Annotated in this window: 1 protein-coding gene; it reads right to left on the bottom strand. The window is 65.3% G+C overall.

Annotated elements, in window-relative coordinates:
• On the bottom strand, window positions 1-837 hold an 837-nt coding region (locus EOA32_RS37400), incomplete at its 3' end, for a transposase (RefSeq protein ID WP_145971526.1).
• Window positions 838-1,037 lie beyond the last annotated feature (200 nt).

The following is a 1,037-nucleotide window of genomic DNA, read 5'->3' on the forward strand; positions in this document are numbered from 1 at the left end:
TCCAGCGGCCTGCAACCGGTGCTGGAAGGCGGCCAGGTGCGGATCGTATTTGGCAACGATGCGGGCAACGAGGAAGAGCACGCCCCGGGGCCCGGCGCGACCGCCACGCACCGGTCTTCGGCCGCTGCGCTTACCGCTGTCATTGGCGATCGGCGCCAAGCCGGCCAGCTTGGCGATGGCCTTGTTGGACAGGATGCCGATCTCGGGCAATTCGGCCATCAGGCGAGCAACGCTGCGCGAGGCGATCCCTTTGAGCGAGCGAAAGGCGCGGTCAAGGCATGCCCACAACGGATCGTCGTCGATCAGCGAGGCGATCTCGCCCTCGAGCCTGCGGCTCTGGCGCACGAGCAACGCGATGACCTCATCGAGGCTGGCGATGGTTTCGGTGTCGGCGGCAGCACTCTTGCGCTGCTTCTGGATGGTGAGATCGCCGGTGACCTGACCGAGCCGTGCCACCAAGGCCTTGAGCCGCTGCTGGGCCGGGCTCGGCGGCAGAGTCGGCTGTACGCGCTTGGCCTGCGCGTAGCCGGCGATCATGGCGGCATCGATCCCATCGGTCTTTTCCAGGAAGCCCATCGCCTCTGCAAAACGGCGCACGCTGCGCGCATTGACGAGAGCGCAAGGCAGGCTCAGATCCCACAGCAGCAGCAAGGCCACCCGCTCGTAGCCGCCGCTGGCCTCCATGACGGCAAGCTCGACGCCATGGCCCTGACACCAAGCGGCCAGATCGGTGATGCCTGCCGCATCGTTACGGAAGCGGCCTGCCGCCCCGTTCGGCTCGACATGGGCATCGAGCCATTCTTTCGAAACGTCCACTCCACAGATGGTCTTGTTCACGGTAACCTGCCTTGTGCGTGCGATTGGAGCCAAGCGACTATTCGGTCGTACGTGACGGAGGCGAAGATCCCTGGCTCATCCACGGTTGTGACCGCAGGGGTGTCGGGCGACTTCGCCAAGCCTCGAATCGGATGGCCGTCCGGTTCGAGGCTCAGTCGCTCTTCTCGCACAAAGTCTCCTCCGCGCAGATACAAGGGGTG

The organism is Mesorhizobium sp. M1A.F.Ca.ET.072.01.1.1 (assembly GCF_004023325.1).
In the GTDB taxonomy this organism is placed as follows: domain Bacteria; phylum Pseudomonadota; class Alphaproteobacteria; order Rhizobiales; family Rhizobiaceae; genus Mesorhizobium.